This is a genomic window from Janthinobacterium sp. NFX145 (assembly GCF_049810325.1).
Taxonomy (GTDB): domain Bacteria; phylum Pseudomonadota; class Gammaproteobacteria; order Burkholderiales; family Burkholderiaceae_D; genus Janthinobacterium; species Janthinobacterium rivuli.
This window is the reverse complement of the sequence record NZ_CP187360.1, coordinates 2,451,677-2,473,948: the sequence shown is the minus strand read 5'-3', so window position 1 is coordinate 2,473,948 and position 22,272 is coordinate 2,451,677. Positions and strand designations below refer to the sequence as shown.

Genomic DNA, 22,272 nt, shown 5'->3' with positions numbered 1-22,272 from the left:
ATATCAATCCAATTGATTGTTGGAATGATAGAAATACGCGAAACAGATAACTCTCCCCCTACTCCACCTTGATTACTTCGATGTCGCCGCCACCGGTGTCGCCTTGACATCCGCGGCATACGGCAAGACTTTGGATGCCAGGCGGGTATCGGCCTTGATCAGCGCCACTTCGTCGGCCAGGATGCGCGCCGCTTCGTTCAGCAGCACGTCCTTGGCGCTCTTCGCGGCCGTTTCGGCGTCCAGTTCGGCGCTCAGGGCCCGTTCGTCACCCTGCAAGCCGTCGTCGGTGCGCAAGGCGCCCTTCACGGCGGCGATCTGCTTGGCCGTCTTGTTGGCCGCTTTCGCGCCCTTCAGCACGTCTTTCGGATCAGGAATTACCACCAGGTCGTCGGCAGGATTCGAAATCTGCGCGATCAGGCGTTTTTCACGGGCCTTGGCGCGCGCTTCCTGGGCATCGCGCTCCTTGCGGCGCACGGTTTCATTGAGCGAAATCTGGTTTTCCTTGCGCTGCTTGACGACGAGGGCGATGTCATCGAGCAAGTACTGGAAATCCTTGTCCTTGGCCACGCGCGCGTCATGCTTCTTGTCCAGCAGCGGCACGATCTCCTTCAGGTCGCCCGTCGGCATGTACGATGCCGGCTTGACGGCCACCCATGGCAGAGCATTGTCATAGCTCGATTCGCCGAAGTTTTCCGCGTCCGACATGGCCGGCAGCTTGATGTCAGGCGTGACGCCGCGCAATTGCGTGGTGCCGCCATTGATGCGGAAGAACTGGGCGATGGTCATTTTCAGCTCGCCGAAACGGGCTTTCTCGCTGCCGCCGAAACGGTCGAGGTTGAACAGGGTCTGCACCGTGCCCTTGCCGAAGCTGCCTTCGCCGATGATGACGCCACGGCCGTAGTCCTGCACGGCGGCGGCGAAAATTTCGGAAGCCGATGCCGAGCCGCGGTTGATCAGCACACCCATCGGGCCATCCCAGGCCAGGCCGGCATTCGTATCGCTTTCCACTTCGACCTTGCCTTCGGCATTGCGCTGCATCACGACAGGACCCTTGTCGATGAACAGGCCCGTCAGTTCGACGGCTTCATTCAGCGAACCGCCGCCGTTGTTGCGCAAGTCGATCAGGACGTTGTCAACCTTGTCCTTCTTCAACTCGCCCAGCAAGCGGGTGACGTCGCGCGTGGCGCTTTTAAAGTCCTTGTCGCCACGGCGGCGCGCTTCGAAATCCTGGTAGAAGGTCGGCAGGGAAATGACGCCGATGCGGCGCTTGACGCCGTTGTCGCGCACTTCGATGATCGATTTCTTCGCCGCCTGCTCTTCCATGCTGATTTTCTTGCGTACCAGCGGCAAGACCACGTGCTTGGCGTCCGGGCCGGCGTCGGCCGGCAGGATGTCGAGGCGCACCACGGAATCCTTGGCGCCGCGGATCAGCTGCACCACGTCGTCGATGCGCATGCCCAGCACTTCGGTGATGGGGCCGCTTTCGCCCTGCCCCACGCCGACGATGCGGTCGCCCACCTTCAGCTTGCCCGACAAACCGGCCGGGCTGCCCGGCACGACTTCGCGCACCACCGTGTATTCGTCGCGCGTCTGCAGCACGGCGCCGATGCCTTCGAGCGACAGCCGCATGGCGATGTCGAAGTTATCCGAGGCGCGCGGGCCCAGGTAATTGGTATGCGGCTCGATCGACATGGCATACGAGTTCATGAAGATCTGGAACACGTCTTCGCTGTTGAGCTTGCGCGCACGCGTCGTGTAGCTTTCATAGCGCTTGTCCAGCGTCTCGCGGATGGCCTTGTCTTCCTTGCCCGCCAGTTTCAGACGCAGCCAGTCGTTCTTGACGCGCTTGCGCCACAGGTCGCGCACTTCCTCGTCGTTTTTCGGCCAGGCGGCCTTTTCGCGGTCGAGCTGGTAGCTCTCGTCGGCCGTAAAGTCGAACTTGGTTTTCAGCAATTCACGCGCATACGCCATGCGCTCGTCGAAACGCTGCTGGTACAGGTTGTAGATGGCAAACGGCGCCGTCAGGTCTTCATTGATGATGGCGTCATCGAGCCTGGTGCGCAGCGGCGCGAAACGGTCGACGTCAGCCTGCACGAAAAACAGTTTTTCCGCGTCCAGCGACTTGAAGTAACGGTCGAAGATTTTCTCCGACATGGCGTCGTCGAGCGGCATGGCCTTGTAATGGACGCGTGTCAATACGCGCGATGCCCACAAGGCGGCCTGCGTTTGCTGGGCCAGCGGCTTCATGGGTAGCGGAGGAGCGGCGCTCTTGTCCGTCTGGGCTGCGCCAGCGTTGGCTGACAGGGCAAGCACCAGGGTGACCAGCATCATTTGCTTCTTCATCGGCTTCTCCGAAAATTAGTTGAATCAATTCCAGGCGGCGCAGCTATTCGTGCGCCAGCCAGCAAGACAGTAAGGGGAATACACGACTGGTCTGCATATTATTCTACAGGATACGGCCTGGCAGTCTCCCATGGAATATCAGTTTCTTCCCGGAAGCTTAAACGCGAATTAAGGGCGGCGTCTCATTCATTACAAAGTGAAACATTCGTGACAAAAATTGCATCACCCGTCAGCGACGAATATCAAAGACCATGATTGAAATCAAAAAAGTCAACAGGCTATTTTTACAATCCTTGATGCGGATGATGTTTTTATGCGAAAAAAATGATTCCTGCGGGAAACACTTAGTAACAAAACGCAAGCAACATGCTATCATCGCGCCCTGAAATCCAGCTTGCGCATGCGCAGCTCCCACAGCCGGCGCGCCTTCGTTTCAACAGTATTCCCACCAGATCCCCTCCCCGCGTGTCATGTCATGACCAGGAATGGCCGAGCTGATTACCCTTTGCCAGACTCAAACTATGCCTACAATTTCGTTCTCCCCCCGCCACTGGAGTGTCGGCGGCAAGATCACCATTTTCACCTTTGCCCTCGTCAGCCTGATCCTCGCCAGCCTGACGACCTTGATCAGCATCCGCACCTCGACTGCACTGGAACAGCGCGCCGAAGCAGCCGTCACCAGCGAACTCAATAGCGTCATGACGACCACGCAAGTGTTTCATACCGCCATGGTCAACGAGGCGGCCAGCTTCGCGCGCCTGTTCGCGGCCGAATTTCCCGGCCCGTTCACGGTCGACACGGGCGCCATGGTGGCCGTGGCAGGCAAGGCCACACCAGCCCTGGCCAACGGCGGCAAGGTGCTCAACCTCGACACGGCCCTGGTCGACCGCTACACGGCGCAAACGGGCGTGATCGCCACCATTTTTGCCGCCAATGGCGATGAATTCGTGCGCATCAGCACCTCGCTGAAAAAACAGGATGGCGAACGGGCCATCGGCACCCAGCTCGACCACAACCACCCCAGCTATGCGCCGCTGCGCGCGGGCCAGCGCTTCGTCGGCATGGCCACATTGTTTGGCAAGCAATACATCACGCAATATGATCCCGTGCGCGACGCAGGCGGCAAGGTGGTGGGCGTGCTGTTCATCGGCCTGGACATCAGCAAGAATCTGGCCATGCTGAAAGAGAAGATTCGCCAGGTCAAGATCGGCCAGACGGGCTACATCTATATCGTCGACACGGCGCCAGGCGCCAATTACGGCCACCTGGTGCTGCATCCGAACAGCGAAGGCAAGAGCGCGCTCGAGTTCAAGGCCAGCGACGGACGCCTGTTCATCCAGGACATGCTGGCGCAAAAAGACGGCGCCATGCGCTATACGTGGACGGCGCCCGGTGAAACGGCTGCCAGCGCGCGCGAAAAGCAGCTGTATTACCGCCAGTTCAAGGATTGGCAATGGATCATCGCAGGCGGCACGTTCACGGACGAGATCACCCTGGAAGCGCGCCAGATGCGCAACCAGCTGGCCGTTTCCGGCTTCATCGCCCTGCTCGTCTTCGCCCTGCTGCTGTACTGGCTGGTGCGCACCCTCGTGTCGCGCCCCCTGGCCGCCGCTGAAACGGCCGCCGCGCAAATCGCCGCCGGCGACCTGACGGTGCACCTCGACACGACCAGCCTGGACGAAATCGGCCGCCTGCTGCTGGCCATGAACCGCATCAGCGACAACCTGTCGCAAGTCGTCAGCAATGTGCGCGGCAGCGCCGGGCAGATCGCCACGGCCTCCGGTGAAATCGCCAGCGGCAACCTGGACTTGTCGAGCCGCACGGAGCAGCAAGCCAGTTCGCTGGAAGAGACGGCCGCCTCGATGGAGGAACTCAGTTCCACCGTGCGCCAGAACGTCGACCACGCGCAGCAGGCAAGCCGGCTGGCGCACGACTCGTCCAGCCTGGCCGCGACGGGCGGCGCCGCCGTGGCGCAGGTGGCCAGCACCATGGACGCCATCCGCAGTTCCTCGGGCAAGATCGCCGACATCATCGGCGTCATCGACGGTATCGCCTTCCAGACGAATATCCTGGCCTTGAACGCGGCCGTGGAAGCGGCCAGGGCCGGCGAACAAGGACGCGGCTTTGCCGTCGTCGCCACCGAGGTGCGCACTCTGGCGCAGCGCTCGACGGCAGCGGCAAAAGACATCAAGGACCTGATCCAGGCATCCGCCAGCACGGTGGACCTGGGCCACGCCCAGGTGAGCCAGGCCAGCGCCACCATGGAGACCGTGGTGGCCAGCGTGCAGCAAGTGAGCACCATCATGGCCGAGATCGCGCAGGCCAGCGAAGAGCAGCGCAGCGGCATCGAGCAAGTCAACCAGGCCATCGCCCAGATGGACCAGGTGACGCAGCAAAACGCGGCCCTCGTGGAAGAAGCGGCCGCGGCCGCCGACGCCCTGCAGGAGCAGGCGCAGGAGCTGAACCAGGTGGTGGGTGTGTTCAAGCTGTAAATGCAGTCCGGGTGTCAGGATGACATGAATCAACGCAGCCGGGAGATGTGCTGCCATGGCACTCTTCAATGGCAACCCGGCGCCCCCTCCCGCAAGATGTCACGCATGCGCCAATGCACATACTTCTTTCGTAAAATCATTGCTTCTCACAATGGACGGCGACAGCCTTCTGTCGCCTGCGTCCAGTGGCGGATAGACAGCGGCACATCATACTTATGCAAGCAAGCGGGTAACGAACGCCCGCGTACGAGTAAAGCCTAAAGCTCTGGCTGTGCAAGACCAGCGAGCACAGCCATTCATTCTCCACGGACTCATCTTGAATTAATTGGCATTTCAATTGAATCACGCTTGCGCAACGGCCTCATCCAAGGTGTAATGCCACAAAATAAATATTACTTAATTTGCATTGCAACCTAGCGTACCGCACACGGGAGTATTGCCAGATGTCACAGCCGACTGACTCACAGCCCCAGGCATCCAGCCCGCATGCCATGCCGGGCGGCTTCACGCAAACCACCCGCCTCTTACGGCTGACGACCCCGCTCGGCCCCGACAAACTGCTGCTCGAATGCCTGCGTGGCGAGGAAGGCCTGATTACCGATTTCAGAGAAGGCGAAAGAAATTTCCCCTATCAGCGCTGGATATCGCTGGTAACAGGTCGTCAATTAAGTAAACACGAAAAATCGAAGGGGGCGACCCATGATATTCAGCTATTGATTAACCTGCCAGATAAAATAACCACAAAATAATGTGATGAACAATATTTTCTCATTGACTGAATTTTTGCAAAAGAAGCGAGAATCTCTTTTTGACTACGCGACATATCTTGACCTTGCAAAGGACTTGACAATAAGAATTCCTCGATTCGGTCGAAATATGAAAAATTCGGAGTGGATGGCAGATAAAGACGCCGCACAGTTAATGATGATGACACAGTCAAGAGCGTGGAATTCTATAAATTTACTGTCAATAAATTATTCCGCAGGAGTGTCCTTGGCCGTTCTCCGCTCCTTCTACCCTACCGCGCTGGAATATTGGGAAGAATATGCCAAGTATGACAAGGCATACGACGCCACCCCGGAGGGACGTGAAACCTATGTCGCCCACCTTCCTCTTCTTGGTGAAGGCTTCGACCAGGCAAACCGATTAGTCTGCCTTGGCATCCTGCTTGGCTGGGGGCATTTGTTGCCTCGTTTACCAGCGCTTCTCGACTATCACAACCCGCGACGCGACGCTATGCTGGAACGCTTGCTCGCTTTCTACCTATCTGAGCGCGGTACGCCGCCGGACGAATGCACCCGCCACCTGCCTTACTTCAAGACGCTGAAGATTTTCGCGGCGCCCAAGGAAAAGCGCAGCGAATTGATGGCCGGATATCTGGACGACTGGTACCACGCCAGCCATCGCGAACCCTACCACGACAGCCATACCCGAGGCACAAGCTTCATGGGATACTGGTCCTGGGAGGCAGCCGCCATCACTTACCTGCTCGATATCGACGACCGCAGCTACCGCGACGCGCAATTTTATCCAGGGGATCTGGTGGATTTCGCCAGAACTCAACGGAACAATCCAAACGGCTCAAGCGCACCGGCGCAGGCAGACGGGTAACTGCGCAGTGGCATCGAGCAAGTCAACCAGGCCATCGCCCAGATGGACCAGGTGACCCAGCAGAACGCGGCCCTGGTGGAAGAAGTGGCCGCGGCCGCCGACGCCCTGCAGGAGCAGGCGCAGGAGCTGAACCAGGTGGTGGGCGTGTTCAAGCTGTAAGTGCAGTCCGGGTGCTAAGATGGGGCAGAATCCACCGCCCCAGGAGAAACCATGCACGACGACTATGTTTTGATTGCCCGGCTGATGATCCCCACGGATGCCCACGTCATCCGCGGCTGCCTGGCAGCGGCCGGCATCGACGTGCTGCTGACGGACGACCAGCACATGCAGGCCGACATGCTGCTGGCAGCCGCCATCGGCGGCGCCCGCGTGCTGGTGCGCGAGCACGACGTTGCGCGCGCCAATGAGATACTGGCCGCCTTCGAGCGGGGCGATCTGGCCTTGTCGGATGATGCCGATGTAGGCGCGCCCGTCGCCGATTAATTTACGAGTAGATTTACGAGTAAAAACAGCGCCCGCACGCCTGGCGGTAACTCTCGTTGCCGCCTATGCTGATCTGCTCGCCTTCCTTGATGCGGCGGCCCTGTTCATCCACGCGGATGTTCATCGTGGCCTTCTTGCCGCAGGTACAAATATTCTTCAATTCTTCGATATCGTCGGCCAGCGCCAGCAGATAGGCCGAGCCGGGGAACGGTTCGCCCTTGAAATCCGTGCGCAAGCCGTAGCAGATGACGGGCACGCCCTTTACTTGCGCCAGCTGGTGCAGCTGCTGCACCTGGGCCGTGCTGAGAAATTGCGCTTCGTCCACCAGCAAACAGGCCACTTGCGGAATGTCATTGAGGAAATTCGTGTCGGCATGGAAGATATCGACCTGGCGCTGCGGCCCCAGGCGCGACGTTACTCTGCCCACGCCGTAGCGGCTGTCGATGGCGGCCGTGTACAGGCGTACCTGCTGGCCCTGCTCTTCGTAGTTGTGCGCGACCTGCAACAAGGCCGTCGACTTGCCCGCGTTCATCGCGGAATACCGGAAATAAAGTTTTGCCACTGCCGCCTGCCCTGTTCGTCTGGTTTTTCAGGATACTGTTCAGTACCTTTTCGAGGCGTGATTATAAATCGCAATGGCGCGCTTGCGGCAGCTTAATAGTCGTGCCATTGGCGCGGCAAGCGGGCTAAAAACGGCGCATACTCGCATCGCGAACCTTGCAGCCGATATGCGAACGGCGCATATGCAAGCATATAAACATTCGTTCGCCGCACTCGTCCACCCGCCTACACTGCGCGGCACGGAAGGCGGCTCCGGACACAATCCGGAGCCGTTGTTTCTCTGACAGGAGCCACCATGAATGATCGAATGCCATCCCCACCCCAGCCGCCAGCGCTATACAAGCTGATCGGCAATACCCCGCTGGTCGAAGTGACCAGGCTAGACACGGGCCTATGCCAGCTGTTCCTGAAACTGGAATCACAAAATCCCGGCGGTTCCATCAAGGACCGCATCGGCCTGTCCATCATCGAAGCGGCAGAAGCCGACGGCAGCTTGCAGCCGGGCGGTACCATCGTCGAGGCGACGGCCGGCAATACCGGCATCGGCCTGGCGCTGGTCGGCCGCATCAAGGGCTACCGCGTCATCCTCGTCGTACCAGACAAGATGTCGACGGAAAAAGTGCTGCACCTGAAAGCCCTGGGCGCCGAAGTGCACACCACGCGCTCGGACGTGGGCAAGGGCCATCCTGAGTACTACCAGGATTACGCGGCGCGCCTGGCGCGCGAACTGCCCGGCGCCTTCTTTGCCGACCAGTTCAACAATCCCGCCAATCCGCTGGCCCACGAAACGACAACGGCCCCTGAAATCTGGGAGCAGAGCGGCCATGACGTGGACGCCATCGTCGTCGGCGTCGGCTCGTCCGGCACCCTGACGGGCCTGACGCGCTACTTCCGCAAGGCGCAGCCGAAGCTGGAATTCGTGCTGGCCGACCCGCAAGGCTCCATCCTCACCGAATATATCGAGTCCGGCAAAGTGTCGGACACGAGCGGCTCGTGGGCCGTCGAAGGCATCGGCGAAGATTTTATTCCCTCGATCGCCGACATGGAAAGCGTCACGAAAGCCTACACCATCACGGACCAGGAAAGTTTTGATTCCGCGCGCGCCTTGCTGCTTGCCGAAGGCATTTTAGGCGGTTCGTCCACCGGCACCCTGCTGGCGGCCGCCCTCAAATACTGCCGCGAACAGACGACGCCAAAGCGCGTTGTCACGTTTGTCTGCGACACTGGCACGCGCTATCTATCCAAAGTCTACAACGACGGCTGGATGCGCGACCAGGGCCTGCTGCAACGGGCCGTGTCGGGCGACTTGCGCGACCTGATCGGACGCCGCTATGACGAGGGCGACGTCGTCAGCGTGGCGCCTAGCGACACCCTGCTCACGGCCTTCAACCGCATGCGCTCGAGCGACCTGGCCCAGTTGCCCGTCATCGACGGCGGCCAGCTGATCGGCATTCTTGACGAATCGGACTTGCTGCTGCATGTCTCGGGCGACGCCGCGCATTTCGCCGGTCTGGTGGGCGCCACCATGACGACGCAGATCGAAACCCTGGCGCCGTCCAGCGGCTTGTCCGCCCTGCGCGCCACCCTGGACCGGGGCTTGACGGCCGTCGTCGCCGACGATGCCGCCTTCTACGGCCTGATCACCCGCTTCGACCTTCTCAACCACTTACGCAGGACACTATCTTGAGCCAGGAAACCACCCGCAAGAGCCATCTCGCCACGCGTGTCATCCACGCCGGCCAGTCGCCCGACCCGTCGACGGGCGCCATCATGCCGCCCATTTACGCCACCTCCACCTTCGTGCAGGACAGCCCCGGCGTGCACAAGGGCCTGGACTATGGCCGCTCGCACAATCCCACGCGCTGGGCGCTCGAACGCTGCGTAGCCGACCTGGAAGGCGGTAGCGCGGCCTTCGCGTTTGCCTCGGGCCTGGCAGCCATCTCGTCCGTGCTGGAATTGCTCGATGCGGGCAGCCATATCGTCGCCGGCGACGACATGTACGGCGGCACCTACCGCTTATTCGAGCGCGTGCGCCGCCGCTCGGCCGGTCACGCATTCACGTATGTCGATTTGACCAATCCCGAAAATCTGCTGGCCGCGCTGCGCCCGGAAACAAAGATGGTGTGGGTCGAAACGCCGACGAATCCCATGCTGAAGCTGGCCGACTTGCGGGCCATAGCCGACATCTGCCGCGCACGCGGCATCATCGCCGTGGCCGACAATACCTTCGCCAGCCCGCTGGTGCAGCGCCCACTCGAACATGGTTTCGACATCGTCGTGCACTCGACCACCAAGTATCTGAACGGCCACTCGGACATCATCGGCGGCATCGCCATCGTCGGTGCGGAAGAACGCCAGGCCGAATGGCGCGAGCAGCTGGGCTTTTTGCAAAACTCCGTGGGCGCGATTGCCGGGCCGTTCGACAGCTTTTTAGCTCTGCGCGGCGTGAAAACCCTAGCCATCCGCATGCAGCGCCATTGCGAAAGCGCCCTGGCGCTGGCGCAGTGGCTGGAGCAGCAAAAGGAAGTGAAAAAAGTCTTCTATCCGGGCCTGGCCACGCATCCGCAGCACGCGCTGGCACAGCGCCAGATGGATGGTTTCGGCGGCATCATCTCGATCGACCTCGATACGGACCTGGCCGGCGCGCGGCGCTTCCTCGAACGCTGCGAAGTATTCGCCCTGGCCGAAAGCCTGGGCGGCGTGGAAAGCCTGATCGAGCACCCGGCCCTGATGACGCATGCCAGCATCCCGGCCGAACAGCGGGCCAAGCTGGGCATCGGTGATGGCTTGATCCGGCTGTCGGTGGGGATCGAGGATATCGAGGATTTGCGGCATGACTTGCGCACGGCGCTTGATGCGATTTGAGGGGTAGTTGTCGGATTACGCGGCGTGCCGCCGCTAATCCGACCTACATGCTCTGGTATGTCGTAGGTCGGATTAGCACGGCAACGCCGTGCGTAATCCGACACATCGTTGGCATCAGCAACAGCACTCACTCCCCCGGCCGATACCTGCGTTCCAGGTGCCTGGCCACGTCCTCGGGATAAAACAGCACGTCCTTGAATTCACCGCGCGCATACATGGCCGCCTGGTCCTTGAAGTGGGGCGACTTCGGGTCGCCGCTTTGGCCGCCGGCGAGGATGCTTTTCGCCTTGATGCGCGGGCCAAATTCCACGGCCGCGACAAAGCTGTTGCCACGCTCGCCATAGATCCGTCGCGTGGTGCTCTTGCTGCTCTGTCCATACGCGGCCAGCGCGCCCCAGTTGCCCGACGCGTAAGGCACGGGCAAGCTGGCTTGCGCATCGTCGAACGGCTGCACCACGTCGCCCGTCAGGCGCTGGAAGCGGTTGATCTCGCCCCACGGCGTTTGCCAGTGGCCGAAATCGCGCTGCAGTTTATCGGCCGCCGTCGCCAGCGCGGCCAGGCGCTGGTCCGCACTGACCTTGTCTGTTGCCATGAAGTCCACCACGGGCACGCCCTGTTCGCGAGCCTGTTTCCCTGTCAGTTCGGCCAGCTCCTGGCCCCAGAACACGGCCAGCGGGGTGGCGGTGGACGTCAGCGCATAGCGCCAGTCCCAGGTTCGCAGCAAAGCCACCTTGTCGGCCAGCGCCAGCTTTTGCGCGTCGCAGGCCGGCAGTGCGTCGTACGCCGCGAACAGCGGCGGCAGCAGCGCTTCGAACGCCGTCAGTTCGCTGTCATACGAGGCGGCGATCAGGCTGTCGAGAGTAAAACCTGTTTTATTTTGAAAGACCTTGACGGCGTGCAGGCCGCGCGCGTTTTCGCCATACACGGACATGTAGGCGGGGTAGTCCTGCTGGCGCGGGCTGTCGGCGCCGGCCGCCGAATACGGCCAGTTGTTCGTGTTTTGGATCCAGCCATTTTTCGGATTGAACAGGGTGATGGTCTGCGCCACCGTGTGCAGCCCTTTCCATTCCGTGGCCGGGTCGCTGCCGTCGACGGGCTGCTTCCAGTTGAAACGCGGGTCGCGCACGGGGATGAAATTGCCGTGAAAGTAGGCGATATTGCCGTCCGCATCCGCATACACGGTATTGTTCGACGAATTCGTGCGCAGTTCCATGGTCTTGTAAAACGCCGCGTAATCGCGCGCCTTGGTGCGCGTGTACGATTGCGTCAACGCCTTCAACTGTTCATGCATCAGGCGCACGGCCACCCATTTACCGTCCTGCGCGCGCACGACGGGGCCGTGATGGCTGTAATAGACGGTGATGGTTTTCGAGCCCATGCCGCCATCGGCCAGTTTGTGGGGCAAGATCATCGGCACGGCTTTCAAGGGGCGCAGGCCGCCGTCATAGCGGTAGAACCAGGCGCCATCACGGTCGACGATGCTTTCCAGGTATTCGTCGATAACGTCGCCGCCGCCCGAGGTATGCATCCAGCCCAGGCGCTCGTTAAAACCCTGATAGACGAAAAACTGGCCCCAGGTGACGGCGCCATACGCGTTCAGGCCTTCGCCGCTGGTCATCTGTACTTCGGGACGGAAGTAAAAGGACGTGTGCGGATTGATCATCAAGAGCGCATGGCCATTTTTCGTGATGGCGGGCGCGATGGCGAAGCCGTTCGAGCCACTCGGCTCAGGCTCCAATCCAGACGCCAACCCGGTTTCCACGCTGGCCAGCGCCACGGCGGCCGGCCTGGCCTGTTGGCCATAAAACGCTTCGAGCTGCGCCAGGTTGATCGATTCGATATCGCCACCGATGCTGCCCTCGCTGAAGCTCAGGGCCATCCACGGCTCGAAATGCGTGATCAGCTTTGGTTTGACGTGCGGATGCGTGGCCAGGTAAAAATTGAGGCCATCGGCAAACGCATCCATCAACTTGCGCAGCCACGGCGGGCTGGCGCCGTACTGCGCTTGCAGCGCAAGCGGGTCGATGAAAAGCTTCATGCGCAGGTCGCGGTACAGTTCCCGTTCGCCCTCCACTTCCGCCAGCCGCCCCATGGCGTTGATGTAATTGAGTTCCACGCGCGGGAAATCGTCTTCGGCCTGCGCATACATCAGGCCAAAGACGGCATCGGCATCCGTCTTGCCCGTCACGTGGGGCACGCCCCAGGTATCGCGCGCGATGCTGACATTAGTCGCCTGCGCCTGCCAGCGGGCCATGTCCGTGACAGAAACGGCGGGCGCGGCCAGCACCGGGGGAACGGCAACGGCGCCGCAGGCGATGGCGGCGAACAGGGCACGGCGAGCTGGCATGCACTACTCCACTAATCAGGATGCGTCGATGAGGGTTGCAATCCGCTGGTTGAGTTCCACGTTTTCCGCCTGCAGCTGCGCCACCCGCTGTTTCAGGCTGGCGATCTCGCCGCGCAGGCGCTCCGCTTCGGATGGCGCCTGGGCCGCGTTGTCCGCCCACGGCTCATTGCCCGTCTCCGGCGTGTCCTGCGACACGTGGGGTGCCTTCGGCTCGCGCGGCGTGCGCGTGGCGGCGCGCTGTTCGCGGATTTCCTTGGCCGCCTGGCGCAGCAGTTTTTTACCACCGGCGACGGCTGCCACCTGTTCTTCCGGCGGCAGGGATGCCACGGTGGCCGCCGCATTGATGGAGATCGTGCCCGAACGGACGGCTTCCACCAGTTCCGGCGACGCCGCTTTCTGGATTTTCTCGATCTGGCTGATCTGGTTGCTGCTCAACCGCGCCGCCTTGGCCACTTCTTCGCGCGTGCTCATGGGGGGCTTGGGCGCGTTTTCGCCGTCGGGCGCATCCTGGGCGCTGACGGGCGCCGGGCTGCGCGCGGCGACGATTTCCTTCTTGCGCAGGGCCAGCACGCCGCGCTGGAAGTCCGACACGCTGCGGCGCGCCAGGTGATTGTCGATCATCCACAGCATGACGTCGTCGAGCGAGGTAAAGCTGGTGTTCTGGATGGTCTTGAATTCGATGCCGTGCTGGCGGCAGATGGCGTAGCGGTTATGCCCGTCGATCAGCACGTCGTTCCACAGCACCAGCGCATCGCGGCAGCCTTCGGCCAGCAGGCTGCGCTCGAGCGCCGCGTACTCGCTGGCGGTGAGCGGGTCGATATACGACTGCAGCACCTGATTGATAGTGATATTCATGGTTGTCCTCAATATTGCGGCGCGATGGTCCGCGCCGGCACGAATGCTACACCATCCGGCACCGCTGGCCGGGTAAAATCACGGCGGCACAGCTCATACAAAAACACGGACCATGAAAAGAAAGTACGCCACCGCGATCATTTTTGGCGTTGCCGCCATCGGCTTCACCTGGGTCAGCCCCTACATCGCCATGTACCGCATCAGCATCGCGGCGAAATCCGTGCGCCTGGAAACCCTGGCGCAGCAGGCCGACCTGCCGGCCGTGCGGGCCAGCGTGGCGCGCCAGTTGCGGGAGGCCGGCGAAACGGCCAACGAAGACGATTTCAAGGAAATGCTCGATACCATCGTCTCGCCGCCCGGCATCACGGTATTGATATTGCACGGAAAGCAGGGGACGGACGGCAAGCGCCACGACTTCGGCATGGCGTACCGCTCCTGGAATGAAGTGGTGCTGCGGCGCAGCGGCGCCGGCTCCGCCGCCAGCCAGTTTTTGCTGCGCCGCCATGGCATCTGGGACTGGAAACTGACGGACATTACCTTGCCGCCAGAATTACTCTGACGAAACTTGATCTAAAACAACACTTACCTAAACCGCTATGTTGACTTTTGGAAATATTATGTAGAATGCCAACACTTCAGGCGCACGGATCGCCAGGCATCCGAGAGATTGCACGATGAAAAGAATGATGCTTCTCGCTGTAGTGGCACTGGTCGCGCTGGCCGGCGCCTTCTATGGCAGCCCGTATTTCACCATGAACGAGATCCGCGCGGCGACCATGGACGAGGATAGCCAGGCCCTGGCTGCGCATATCGACCTGCCCCAGCTGCGCGGCAGCCTGGGGCAACAACTGCACACCCTGTTCTCGGCGCCCGAAGTGGCAGACGACATCAGCCCCGACGTCATTGACCCCTTGCTCGATACCATGCTGATGCCAGAGGGCATCGTCGCCTTGATGAAGCTCAATGACCGCTACGAAAAGCCGATCGCCAAGGTCAGCGACATCAGCGGCCGCAAGCGCAACACCAAGCCCGACTATAAACTGCGCTACACCTCCTGGGATAGCGTCGTGGTGCAGCGCGCCCACAGCAAAAGCCATATCGGCGAACTGACCCTGACGCGCGACGGCCTGTGGCGCTGGAAACTGGTGTCGGTGGCCCTGCCGAAGAACTTGCTGGCCGACGCGTAAAGCGCCGGCGCAGCCTTCTTCCGCGGCGATCAGCGACGGTCCGTCACCCTGCCCGACGTATCGGCAAACCAGCGGCTATGCGACACCACTTGCAACTCCCCGGCAGCCACTTGCCCCGCCAGCCATGCCAGCAATTCATCGATGACAGCATACGAAGTCTGGTAGTCGGACGCTGGCGTCCTGACGATATCGTGGCCGTTGACAAATACAAAGCTGCCGTCGTCCACCGCCGCCTGGATCGCCGCCTGGACTTGCGCAAAGCTGGCGTCGTTTGTCAGGTTGACCATGGACGTATTGAGGATGTACGCATCCTTGTCATTGCCGGAGAAAAACACCTGGTCAAAGCCGCGCTCTGCCGTATAGCCGGCGCCGCGCGCCGACAGAAAACCGGCGGCGCGCATGGCGTCGATGGCCGTATTGGTCCACAACGATTCGACCCACGCATGGTGCGATGGCCCATCGCCGCCGATACCGGCCGCGCGCATCTGGTCGCGCCCCACCTGCAGCGCCGTGACGTACTGGGCCGAACCCTGTACCGCCACATTGTCGTGCACGCTCTGGTGCAGGGTAAAGTCGAACAGGCGCGACGGATCGTCGAAACGCGCCTTCATGCGCTCGGCCGACATGTAATCAGATTTCCCCAGCAGCGACGTGACGATGGCAAACGAAGCGGGCAAGTCATAATATTTCAGCCGCTCCATCAGATACGTATCCCATGAGGCATAACCATCATCAAAGGACAAGATGACGGTGGGCAATTTACGCTTCGGCAATGCCGCAAGCATGCCCAGCCAGATCGTTTCCGGCTGCGTGGTGGCGGCGGTCAGCTGCACGGTAAATTTCCCGCGCGACAGGTTTTGTGCCGTGGGCGTGCCCTCGCAATCGAGCGGCGTGGCCAGCTTGGGCACCCACCACGCATTGTCGACGAACATCAATGTGTCAGCGGCGGCGGAACCGCCGTAATGCAAGGCATTCAGGAAGCCGGACCAGAAACTGCTGTAATCGCTGTTCCCGAGGTAAATCATGCCACCCGTCTGCATGATGGCGGCATTCGTCGAGCGCAGGGCGAAGGAAAAGCGTTGTAAATCCCAGTTGAACGGGATGCGCGGCTGGCCCTTGCCGGCAGCGCCTGTCGTTCCAACTTTCACGACGGTACCGGCAGGCAATCCGGCAGGCAGGTCGATGCGCAAGGAGGGGTAGCCATCCTTGAACGACACGGCGGCATCGAGCGACACCGTGCAGCCCGGCGTCACATCGCTGTCCCAGAACGACAGATCGTGCGTGGGCATGAATTCCAGCGGCGTATTGGTAACCGGCGGCGGGGGCATGGAAAAGCGGGGCGGTGCGTCATGGTACTGGCTGGACATGGTGCGGCTTTCAGGGAGACTGTGCCTGGCGGCCGATGAAATGCACACCCTGCAACAGAAAAGATATAAGAAATATATTATTTCTCGCAGGATTTCTTTCCTCGAGTAATTATCAACTATACCAAATCATTGCAATTATGGACATAATAATTGCAAATATTTTATGACACCCATAGCTGCCTCGGTTATACCCGTGCTACAGGCCCGTGCACACAAGGATAGGCTGCTTCAGCCCTGCTATCATCAAGCTTTGATTTCCATCGGAGGCAACATGTCGGACCTGGTACAACACGCATTGACCCACGCGGGCAAACCGGCCACCACGCCCTGGGTCGTGACCCTGGTCAGCGGTGAAAAACTCACCGGCCCCATTTCCCCGCTCAGCGACGGCTGCTACGCCATCGGCCTGGGCCAAATCAAGTATTTCTCCAGCGACAAGGTCGCCTGCCTGAATGTGTCGGGCGCGGGTGCATTTCCCATCTGAAAGCACTGGCGGCGCAGTTGCAGGTTCCGGACGCTCTCCCGCGCCCGGTCCGGCGGCACGGGGACAAACCTTGCCCGTCAAAAAGTTGTTTTTTGGCACGCAAAATCTGATTGATCTGCTGAATTTTTTGTGCAACAATGAATTTAATAAATAAAACAAATAAATTATTGAAATCGGTTTTTAAGTAACACCATCCTCACACCACGAATCCGTGTTCTGGATAGAGAAGCACTGCGTAGGGCACCACCCGCTGCCAGGCAAGCGCCTGCACCCGTCCCACGCACGCCCCCTTTCTAATCTTCAACACGTATTTTTGGGAGAGACATCATGGATAAATTCACCGTACGCACCCAGCTCACTCTGGCTTTCGGCCTGCTGGTCTTTTTCCTCATCGGCATCTCGATCCTGTCCGTACGGAGTTTTTCCACCTTCAACGCCGGCTTTGACCAGTATGTCAACGGCATCACGGCGCGCGCCAATACTGCGCACCGCGTGCGTGACGCGATCGACATGCGCGCCGTGGCGGCCAGGAACCTGGTGCTCGTCACCAAGCCGGAAGACCTGGAAATCGAACGCAAACAAGTCTTGCAGGCACACGCCGATGTCGTCAGGAACATGCAGCATTTGCTGCAGCTGGCACAGCAGCCGGAGGTATCGGACGAGGTGCGCGCCATCATCAACAAGATCGACAGCATCGAAAAGCGCTATGCTCCCGTGGCGCTGGGCATCGTCGACCTGGCGCTGCAAAAGAAAACCGAACAAGCCATCGTCAAGATGAACGAGGAGTGCCGCCCGCTGCTGGCCGCCCTGGTCGCCGCCAGCGATGAGTATTTCGCCCTGACGGACAAGCACTCCGCCGTCATCTTGCAGGAAGACAAAGAGCACTACATTCTCAACAGGAATATCCTCATCGGCGCCAGCCTGCTGTCCATCGTGCTGGCGGCCCTGGCGGGCTGGCTCATCACGCGCAGCCTGCTCAAGGCGCTGGGCGCGGAACCGAAGCAGTTGTGCGACGCCGTCAGCCTGCTTGCCGCCGGCGACCTGACCGGCCAACTCAGCGTCGCACCGCACGATAGCGTCAGCGTGCTGTCGGCGCTGCAGCGCATGCAGGCGTCGCTGACCACGGTAGTGTCCTCCGTGCGCCAGGATTCCAACACGGTGGCCCTTGCCGCCGAGGAAATTTCAACCGGCAATAGCGATCTGTCGCTGCGCACGGAACAGCAAGCCAGTTCACTGGAAGAAACCGCTTCCTCGATGGAAGAACTCACCAGCACCGTGCGCAAGAATGCGGAAAATGCCCGTGAAGCCAATGTACTGGCCACCACCGCATCGGACGTCGCCAGCAAGGGCGGCGCCGTGGTGGGACAAGTGATGGGCACCATGGACCTGATCAGCGAATCGTCGCGCAAGATTGTCGACATCATCAGCGTCATCGACGGCATCGCCTTCCAGACCAATATCCTGGCCCTGAATGCCGCAGTGGAAGCGGCGCGTGCCGGCGAACAGGGACGCGGCTTTGCCGTCGTCGCCACCGAAGTGCGCGGCCTGGCCCAGCGCAGCGCCAGCGCGGCCAAGGAAATCAAGACGCTGATCGACGATTCCGTCAGCCGCGTCGATGCGGGCGCCAGGCTGGCGGCGCAAGCGGGCACGACGATGTCCGAGGTGGTCGCCAGTGTCGCCCGCGTCAGCAACATCATCGCTGAAATCACGGTGGCCAGCCAGGAACAGTCCACCGGGATCGAGCAGATCAATCAGGCGGTGACGCAGATGGATAGCGTCACGCAACAAAACGCGTCGCTGGTGGAAGAAGCGGCGGCGGCGGCCGAATCCCTGCGCGACCAGGCCAGCCACCTGGTGCAAACCGTGAGCATCTTCAAGACACACGACGCCCATTTGGCGGCACCAGCGCCAGCGCGTGCCATTCGCAAGCCGCTGCGCCTGGTACCGGCGGCGGCCAGCAGCACCGTCAAGCGCCAGGCCACGCCCGCAAAACACCGCACGGCGCAAGCGGAAGCCGTGACGGCCGGCGATTGGGAAGAGTTTTAAGCTGATCGGGCATGCGGCCCCGCATGCCCCGCTTTACGCTCACAGGGGATCGCCGCAAACGGCGCCGTCCCCTGTAGCGCTGCAACAACACGCCCGTTTCGAAAAAAAACGCGGCAGCTGTTGTATTTTCAATGTCCAGCCACGCGCAGCACGGCAAAAACCATCCCGCTTTTTGCGTTCCCGCAGGACAAACTGCCGCCATGCCTGGCCGCTGTTGCGCTCGCACGAGCCTGCCGGCACTCCACTATGCACCCGCCAGATATTGACGACAAATACGATTTTATTCGTGTATTCAGTCGAAACGGATATGAATAGTCGTCAATGGGAAATGGCATGAATAGCAAAACTTTCCGTGCTAGCATAATTTTTCATCCAGCTGGCCAGCGCCAGCTGGCAGTGCCCCAACAACCTCGACCGACAGGAGCCGTTTCATGATGACACCGCATTCCAGCCCACTACGCCACACCTTGCTTGCCCTGGCAATCACTGCCGCCTTTCCCCTGCAGGCGATGGCGCAGGACGGCGGCCCGGCGCCTGCCGCCCCGGCAGCGCAGGCCGGCCCTGGCCAGCTGGAAACGGTGATCGTGACGGCGCAGCGGCGCGCGGAAAACATCAAGGACGTGCCGATGTCCATCGCCACCCTGAAAGGCGACAAGCTCGACACCCTGACGGCCGGCGGCGCCGACATCCGCTTCCTCAACAGCCGCTCGCCCAGCGTCTCCGTCGAATCGGATTACGGCCGCACCTTTCCCCGCTTCTACATTCGCGGCCTGGGCAATACCGACTTCGACCTGAACGCCTCGCAACCGGTGGGCCTGGTGATGGATGACGTGGTGCAGGAAAATGCCATGCTGAAAGGTTTTCCCGTGTTTGACGTGGATCAGGTCGAGGTGCTGCGCGGCCCGCAAGGCACCTTGTTCGGCCGCAACTCGCCGGCCGGCGTGATCAAGTTCGATTCCGCCAAACCCGTCTTCAAAACGGAAGGCTACCTGAGCGGCGGCTTTGGCAAGGATGGCATGAAGAACCTGGAAGGCGCTTTCAACGTGCCCGTCAGCGACACGGTCGCCCTGCGCTTTTCCGGCCAGACGCAGCGCCGCGACGACCGCGTGCACAACCCGCGCCCCACAGGCACGCGCGACTTCGAAGGCTATGAAGACAGCGCCGCCCGCCTGCAGGTGCTGGTCAAGCCCACGCGCGATTTCACGGCCCTGTTCAACGTGCATGCGCGCAACCTCGACGGCACGGCCACCTTGTTCCGCGCGAATATCCTGAAACAAGGCACGAACGACCTGGTCGACGGCTTTGATTACGATAACTATCCGACCGACGGCATCAACCGCCAGCACCTGAAAACCAAGGGCGGCAGCATGCGCCTGAAATGGGACTTGCCCGGCGTCACTTTGCATTCGATCACCGGCTACGAAAAACTCGATTTCTTCAGCCGCGCCGACGTCGACGGCGGCTATGGCGCCGTGTATGCGCCACCGATGGGGCCCGGCTTCATCCCCTTCGTCGTGGAAACGGCCGACGTGATTCCCAACCACAAGCAGATTTCACAGGAATTCCGCGCCGAATCGTCTGCCCGCGGCCCGCTGCAATGGATAGGCGGCCTGTTCTACTTCAAGGAAGATATCCAGATCGACAGCATCGGCTTCAACAGCCTGGCGCCCGGCAACCCGCAAAGCCCGTTCTATGCCACGCAAAACCAGAGCTCGAAGTCGTACGCGGCCTTCGGCTCGCTCAACTACACGGTCTCGGACGCCCTGAAACTGCGCGCCGGCCTGCGCTACACGACCGACAAGAAGGATTTCTCGGCCAAGCGGGTAGAGGCGACCACGGCCGGCCCCTTCAAGCTGAACGACACGTCGCACAACATCAGCTGGGACTTGAGCGGCACCTATGTGCTGACGCCGGAAACGAACGCCTACGCGCGCATCGCCACCGGCTACCGCGCACCATCGATGCAGGGACGCCTGAACGGCCTGGCCGACCGCCCTTCGTTCGCGGGCGCAGAGAAAGCCCTGTCCGTCGAGGCGGGCATCAAGCAGGACCTGTTCGACAAGCGCGCGCGCCTGAGCCTGGCCGTGTTCCAGTACCGCGTCAAGGACAAGCAGCTGACGGCCGGCAGCGGCGCCGTCAACATGAACCAGCTGATCAACGCCGACAAGGCCACGGGCCGTGGCGTGGAACTCGATTTTCAGGCGAACCTCAGCGATTCGCTCAGCATGACCCTGGGCGGCAGCTATAACCACACGGAAATCCAGGACAAGAAGCTGTTCGTGCAAAGCTGCGGCAATGCGCTGAACAATCCGGCCAGCGGCTGCACCGTCACCGACCCTGTCGGCCCTTTCCGCGGCACCGCCTACATCGACGGCAACCCGCTGCCGCGCGCGCCGGAATGGCAAACCAACTTCACCCTGAAATACAGCATTCCCCTCGCCAATGGCGAGTTCTATGCCTACACGGACTGGGCCTACCGCACCAGCTACAACTTCTTCCTGTATGAAGCGAAGGAATACAAGGCCAAGGAACTGCTGGAAGGCGGCTTGCGCGTCGGCTACAAATGGGACCGCTATGAACTCTCCGCGTACGGGCGCAACATCACCAACCAGATCCAGTCGCTGGGCGCCATCGATTTCGACAACCTGACGGGCATCATCAACGAACCGCGCACGTATGGGGTGCAGTTCAAGGCGACGTTCTGATGGCTTTGAACGTGTAGCGCCGTTCTGGCATGACACAGCCGCCCGGCATTCACCGGACGGCTTTCTTGCGCGGCGACGCCATTACCTGGAGCCTGTGGCGGCGGATGAATACCTCCGCCGCCACAGGCTATTAGCCAGGGATCATCTCGACATTCGGATTCTTGGGCACCGTGACGGTACCGCCGGGATTGGGGCCGCCGCCGCCGCTGCCACCTCCGCTACCACCACCGCCGCCACCGCCACCGGTGCCACCGGTGCCACCTTCGCCATATGCACCGGGAATCTGATAAGGCGGCGGAGCGCCCAGTTGAGTTTTCGCAAGCGCTTTGCAGTATTCGCTGTACTTCGGATCTTTGGCAAACTCGCGTCCTGCCGCCGCAATCATCGCGGCGAGATACTGGTTGGACTTGGGATCAAAAATGCTCAGGCTGTAATGTATCGCCAGCATGGTGGCATACAGGTCAGGATTGGAATTCGTGCCTGCCACGCTGAGTGAAATACCTTGCTGATACGCTTCCATGGCAACCTGAAAACCAAATACCGCCGCTTCCCCTTCGCGCTGATAGCACCAGTTTTCCTTCGCCTCGGGAGCGACGGGCACGGCGTCGTCGCGGCGATACACGTAATGCCCCAATTCATGGATATACACTTCCGTCAGGATCTGATCGACCGGCACGCCGCGCTTGGCGGCAGCGGCGGCGATGCCGCTTTCATCGATGTAGATCGTACCCGACTGTATCAAGCCATTCACCGTGCTGCCGCGCTGGTACATATTGTAGCCAGTGCCATATACGAAATTGCCACCACCGTCGAGGTAGGACTGCAAAGTCTTGTTCGCCTGTGCCGAACGCGTATTTTCAATCAATTCTTTTACTGAACGTGCCATGGTGTTCCTCTTTTAAGTTAACGACAGATTGCCAAGCAAA

At 60.9% G+C, this 22,272-nt stretch carries 17 protein-coding genes and 1 pseudogene; 12 read left to right on the top strand and 6 right to left on the bottom strand.

Annotation, left to right across the window (positions count from 1 at the left end):
• Positions 1-72: 72 nt before the first annotated feature.
• Positions 73-2,343 carry a carboxy terminal-processing peptidase gene (locus tag ACPJXG_RS11040; protein WP_035819778.1) on the bottom strand — a complete coding sequence of 757 codons (2,271 nt, stop codon included), beginning with the start codon at positions 2,341-2,343 and terminating at the stop codon, positions 73-75.
• Between the two features lie 521 nt (positions 2,344-2,864).
• Between ACPJXG_RS11040 and ACPJXG_RS11035 the strand changes: the two genes are divergently transcribed.
• From ACPJXG_RS11035 to ACPJXG_RS11015, 5 genes and pseudogenes are all read left to right on the top strand, one after another.
• On the top strand, positions 2,865-4,835 hold the full coding sequence (locus ACPJXG_RS11035; RefSeq protein ID WP_176389285.1) for a methyl-accepting chemotaxis protein: 1,971 nt from the start codon (positions 2,865-2,867) through the stop codon (positions 4,833-4,835).
• A gap of 443 nt (positions 4,836-5,278) precedes the next feature.
• Positions 5,279-5,584 (top strand): hypothetical protein, encoded by a 306-nt coding sequence (locus ACPJXG_RS11030; protein ID WP_425254251.1) that lies wholly within the window; start codon positions 5,279-5,281, stop codon positions 5,582-5,584.
• A gap of 4 nt (positions 5,585-5,588) precedes the next feature.
• Complete coding sequence (locus tag ACPJXG_RS11025) at positions 5,589-6,446, top strand: PoNe immunity protein domain-containing protein (RefSeq protein ID WP_425254250.1); 858 nt, start codon at positions 5,589-5,591, stop codon at positions 6,444-6,446.
• 6 nt (positions 6,447-6,452) lie between these two features.
• Positions 6,453-6,605: pseudogene (locus tag ACPJXG_RS11020) on the top strand (methyl-accepting chemotaxis protein); the annotation flags it as partial.
• 51 nt (positions 6,606-6,656) lie between these two features.
• Positions 6,657-6,929, top strand: a complete 273-nt coding sequence (locus tag ACPJXG_RS11015; protein ID WP_219312887.1) for a putative signal transducing protein — start codon at positions 6,657-6,659, stop codon at positions 6,927-6,929.
• 13 nt (positions 6,930-6,942) lie between these two features.
• Here the strand turns inward: ACPJXG_RS11015 and ACPJXG_RS11010 are convergent, their stop codons facing one another.
• Positions 6,943-7,491, bottom strand: coding sequence for a thymidine kinase (locus tag ACPJXG_RS11010; RefSeq protein ID WP_034778598.1), 549 nt, complete (start codon positions 7,489-7,491; stop codon positions 6,943-6,945).
• A 294-nt stretch (positions 7,492-7,785) separates the two neighbouring features.
• On the opposite strand from ACPJXG_RS11010, the gene ACPJXG_RS11005 reads away from it, so the two are divergent.
• Both ACPJXG_RS11005 and ACPJXG_RS11000 read left to right on the top strand, forming a co-directional pair.
• Positions 7,786-9,177 (top strand): pyridoxal-phosphate dependent enzyme, encoded by a 1,392-nt coding sequence (locus tag ACPJXG_RS11005; protein WP_425254249.1) that lies wholly within the window; start codon positions 7,786-7,788, stop codon positions 9,175-9,177.
• On the top strand, positions 9,174-10,355 hold the full coding sequence (locus tag ACPJXG_RS11000) for a trans-sulfuration enzyme family protein (RefSeq protein WP_425254248.1): 1,182 nt from the start codon (positions 9,174-9,176) through the stop codon (positions 10,353-10,355). The genes ACPJXG_RS11005 and ACPJXG_RS11000 overlap by 4 nt, the downstream gene beginning before the upstream one ends.
• A 127-nt stretch (positions 10,356-10,482) precedes the next feature.
• On the opposite strand, the gene ACPJXG_RS10995 is transcribed toward ACPJXG_RS11000, so the two are convergent.
• The gene (locus tag ACPJXG_RS10995) at positions 10,483-12,702 is read right to left on the bottom strand and encodes a penicillin acylase family protein (RefSeq protein ID WP_425254247.1); all 2,220 of its coding nucleotides are present in this window, start codon (positions 12,700-12,702) and stop codon (positions 10,483-10,485) included.
• Between the two features lie 15 nt (positions 12,703-12,717).
• A complete protein-coding gene (locus tag ACPJXG_RS10990) occupies positions 12,718-13,557 on the bottom strand; it encodes a hypothetical protein (protein WP_425254246.1) in 840 nt (279 codons plus the stop codon).
• Between the two features lie 112 nt (positions 13,558-13,669).
• Between ACPJXG_RS10990 and ACPJXG_RS10985 the strand changes: the two genes are divergently transcribed.
• Positions 13,670-14,116: a DUF2939 domain-containing protein gene (locus ACPJXG_RS10985; RefSeq protein ID WP_425254245.1), complete on the top strand. Its 447-nt coding sequence runs from the start codon at positions 13,670-13,672 to the stop codon at positions 14,114-14,116.
• Positions 14,117-14,240: 124 nt separating this feature from the next.
• A complete protein-coding gene (locus tag ACPJXG_RS10980) occupies positions 14,241-14,744 on the top strand; it encodes a DUF2939 domain-containing protein (protein ID WP_161784157.1) in 504 nt (167 codons plus the stop codon).
• A gap of 29 nt (positions 14,745-14,773) precedes the next feature.
• Here ACPJXG_RS10980 and ACPJXG_RS10975 read toward each other — a convergent pair whose 3' ends face one another.
• Positions 14,774-16,111, bottom strand: coding sequence for a polysaccharide deacetylase family protein (locus ACPJXG_RS10975; protein WP_425254244.1), 1,338 nt, complete (start codon positions 16,109-16,111; stop codon positions 14,774-14,776).
• A 271-nt stretch (positions 16,112-16,382) separates the two neighbouring features.
• On the opposite strand from ACPJXG_RS10975, the gene ACPJXG_RS10970 reads away from it, so the two are divergent.
• The 3 genes from ACPJXG_RS10970 to ACPJXG_RS10960 all read left to right on the top strand — a co-directional run bounded on the left by ACPJXG_RS10970 (position 16,383) and on the right by ACPJXG_RS10960 (position 21,346).
• Positions 16,383-16,595: a hypothetical protein gene (locus ACPJXG_RS10970; RefSeq protein ID WP_099403040.1), complete on the top strand. Its 213-nt coding sequence runs from the start codon at positions 16,383-16,385 to the stop codon at positions 16,593-16,595.
• 327 nt (positions 16,596-16,922) lie between these two features.
• Positions 16,923-18,641 (top strand): methyl-accepting chemotaxis protein, encoded by a 1,719-nt coding sequence (locus ACPJXG_RS10965; RefSeq protein ID WP_425254243.1) that lies wholly within the window; start codon positions 16,923-16,925, stop codon positions 18,639-18,641.
• 431 nt (positions 18,642-19,072) lie between these two features.
• Positions 19,073-21,346, top strand: coding sequence for a TonB-dependent receptor (locus tag ACPJXG_RS10960; RefSeq protein WP_425254242.1), 2,274 nt, complete (start codon positions 19,073-19,075; stop codon positions 21,344-21,346).
• A 130-nt stretch (positions 21,347-21,476) separates the two neighbouring features.
• Here the strand turns inward: ACPJXG_RS10960 and ACPJXG_RS10955 are convergent, their stop codons facing one another.
• A complete protein-coding gene (locus tag ACPJXG_RS10955; RefSeq protein WP_402718641.1) occupies positions 21,477-22,232 on the bottom strand; it encodes a hypothetical protein in 756 nt (251 codons plus the stop codon).
• Positions 22,233-22,272: the final 40 nt, after the last annotated feature.